Consider the following 3205-nt stretch of genomic DNA (forward strand, 5'->3'; position numbering starts at 1 on the left):
AAAACTGTTACCTATCTATCCGGTTCAAAGTGTTACCCATCTATCGGCTGGACACCGGCAGGCGGATGAGGGGCGGCACCAACCTCGGCAATGAGGACACTTCAGCGCGGCGCCGTCCCGTAAAGCAAGCCCTGCGGATCGATCTCCGGCTTGCGCCCGGCGACGAGGTCGGACAGGAATTTTCCGGAACCGCAGGCCATGGTCCAGCCGAGATGGCCGTGACCGGTGTCAAGATAGAGGTTGCGGTATTTCGCCTGGCCGAAGACGGGCACCGAATTCGGCATCATCGGTCTCAGGCCTGCCCAAAGCAGCGCCTTTGTCTCGTCGAAGGCACCCGGAAACAGATCCTTGCCGGTGTTCAGGATGGAGCTGAAATCGCTCGGCTTGAAACTGCGGTCGAAGCCGGTGAACTCCGCGGTGGACGACATGCGCAAACGGTTTCCCAGCCTCGAATAGCCGATCAACCGATCCTCATCGGCGCCGCCCATGGTAGGTCCTTTGTTCTCGTCCTCGAGCGGGACGGTCACGGTATAGCCCTTCACCGGATAGACAGGCAGGTCAATGCCGTAACAGCGGCCGAGCAAGCCGCTTTCCGGCCCCAACGAGATCACGACGGCGTCGCCCGTGACCGGGCCGGCCGATGTCATGACGGCGCGCACGGTGTCGCCCTCGATATCGAGGCCCTGAACGGTCGTGCCGAACAGGAATTTGACGCCGAGTTTTTCCACCGCATAGGCGGCGAGCTTGTCGGCGAGTTGTTTGGAATCGCCTGTCTGGTCGATCGGGGAGTAGACACCGCCGGCGATTTTTTCCTTGACGCCAGCCAGCCCCGGCTCCAGTTCGACCAGCCGGTCGCGGCCGACGATCTCGATCGGAAGGCCGTGCTCGCCAAGATAGCGGTAATTGTCGGTGCCTGTGTCCAGGCTCTTCTGCGTGCGGAAGAAGTACAGGATACCCCGCTTGCGCTCGTCGTAGTGGATGCCGGTGGTCTCCGAGAGGGCGTTGATGCAATCGCGCGAATAGAGCGCGAGCCGCAGCTTGACGCTGGTGTTGGCGCGCATGCGCGCCACGGTGCATTCGCGCAGAAAGCGCAGGCTCCAGGCGTAGAAATAGGGATCGAGACTCAACCTGACCTTGATGCCGAGATCATGATTCCAGAGCCCCCGCAGGAAGGTCTTCAGCGCAGAAGGCGAGGCCCAGGCGGTGGCGTCGCCTGGCGAGACCAAACCTGCGTTCGAGCGGCTGGTGCCGCGCGCCGCCGCTTCATGGCGCTCGATCACCGTCACGTCGTGGCCGTCGCTTGCCAGGTAATAGGCGGCGGCCGTGCCAACGACGCCGGCTCCGAGCACCAAAATCTTCATGCGCCTCCCCAAAGATCATGCCGGCGGAAGCTTCCGCGCACCGCCTCCCGATGAGCCTCAATACCGCGTATGAATGCGCCCCGCGAGCCCTTGGCCCAACAGCTCCCCGCGCATGCCCCCGAACCGGAGTTCGGAACGGATCACGCGCAAAATCATCAGGTGTGCGGCGTCCTTGGCGCGTCCAAAAGGAGGGCTGTGGTTCAGCCCCGCGCGGAGTTCTTGCCGGTCAGGATGCGTTCCCAGGCGAGCGCATCCTTGACGATCTGGTCGAGATCATCGCGTTGCGGCGTCCAGCCGAGTTCCGCGCGGGCAAGATCCGAATTGGCGACCACGGCAGCGGCGTCGCCGGGACGCCGGTCGCCCATTCTCACCTCGAAATCCCGGCCGAAGGCGCGGCGCACGCTGTCGATCACCTTGAGCACCGAATAGCCATGGCTGTAGCCGCAATTGGCAACGAGGCTCTGTCCTCCGGCGCGCAGCCGCTGCAGGGCCAGCCGATGCGCGGCGGCCAGATCGCTGACATGGATATAGTCGCGCATGCAGGTTCCGTCAGGCGTCGGATAATCGGTGCCGAAGACTTGCATGAACGGGCGCTTGCCGAGCGCGGTTTCGCAAGCGACCTTGATGAGGTGGGTGGCGCCAGGGGTAGACTGGCCGGTGCGGCCCTTCGGGTCGGCGCCGGCAACGTTGAAGTAGCGCAGCGCGGTATAGCGCAGGCCGTGCGCCTGGCCAGCATCGCGCAGCATCCATTCGCTCATCAGCTTGGACAGACCATAGGGCGATTCCGGCGCCAGGCGGGCATCCTCGCGCACCGGTTCCAGCCCGGCGCCGCCATAGACGGCGGCTGTCGAGGAAAAGATGAAATTCGGCACGCCTTCGCGCACGGCGGTCTCGATCAGCGTGCGTGTCTTGCAGGTGTTGTTCTCGTAATAAGCGAGCGGATCGGCGACGGATTCGGGGACCACGATCGAGCCGGCGAAATGGATGATCGCGTCGACCTTGTTGTCCCGGATGATCGAGCCTACCAATTCCCTGTCGGCGACATCACCGACGACCAGCTTTGCTTCTGGCGCAACCGCCCATTCGAAGCCGGTGGAAAGCCGGTCGAGAACGACCACGCTCTCGCCGGCATCCAGCAATTCCCAGACCATGTGGCTGCCGATGTAGCCGGCACCACCTGTCACCAAAACCGTCATCCCAAGTCCTCGCTTACCCAAGATTTATCGGAAACTGTCTCAAACACCGCCTTACTGGAAAGCCTGCCGGATGGCCATTAGAACCCTTGGTAACCGGCGTTCACTTGATGTGGCATCGTGCTGAAACAAACGTGATCCACAGAGCGTATCGTGAATGGAGAATAGGCCACGATCCGCCCTCGTTAGGAACAGGTGCGGGGCGTGGCATTTTGACCAAAATGGCCCGGTGGACGACCAATCGGCCAATGATTATGATCCCGCGCAAAATTGGGAAGTCGACATGAATTACCAGCGGTTCTTCGAAGAAGCGATCGACCAACTCCATGCCGAGCGTCGCTACCGCGTCTTCGCCGACCTCGAGCGTATCGCGGGCAAGTTTCCGCGCGCCATCTGGCGCTCCAACGGCCGCGCCGAGGAAATCACCGTCTGGTGTTCCAACGACTATCTCGGTATGGGCCAGCACGCCGACGTCATCGCCGCGTTCCAGAACGCGGCCGGCAAGATGGGCTCGGGCGCCGGCGGCACCCGCAACATTTCGGGCACCTCCAACCCGCTGGTCGAGCTCGAGCATGAGCTTGCCGACCTGCACGGCAAGGAAGCGGCCCTGGTATTCACCTCCGGCTTCGTCTCCAACGAAGCGTCGATCTC

3 protein-coding genes are annotated in these 3205 nt (G+C 62.7%); 1 reads left to right on the forward strand and 2 read right to left on the reverse strand.

Annotation, left to right across the window (positions count from 1 at the left end; genetic code table 11):
- Positions 1-101: 101 nt before the first annotated feature.
- Positions 102-1361, reverse strand: coding sequence for a D-amino acid dehydrogenase (locus FJ934_RS27765; RefSeq protein ID WP_140613582.1), 1260 nt, complete (start codon positions 1359-1361; stop codon positions 102-104).
- A 200-nt stretch (positions 1362-1561) separates the two neighbouring features.
- The gene (gene galE / locus FJ934_RS27770) at positions 1562-2557 is read right to left on the reverse strand and encodes a UDP-glucose 4-epimerase GalE (RefSeq protein ID WP_140613583.1); all 996 of its coding nucleotides are present in this window, start codon (positions 2555-2557) and stop codon (positions 1562-1564) included.
- A gap of 280 nt (positions 2558-2837) precedes the next feature.
- On the opposite strand from galE, the gene FJ934_RS27775 reads away from it, so the two are divergent.
- Positions 2838-3205: aminotransferase class I/II-fold pyridoxal phosphate-dependent enzyme (locus tag FJ934_RS27775; RefSeq protein WP_140613584.1), on the forward strand; the 368-nt coding region annotated here is incomplete at its 3' end.

The organism is Mesorhizobium sp. B2-4-12, from assembly GCF_006441575.1.
In the GTDB taxonomy this organism is placed as follows: Bacteria; Pseudomonadota; Alphaproteobacteria; order Rhizobiales; family Rhizobiaceae; genus Mesorhizobium.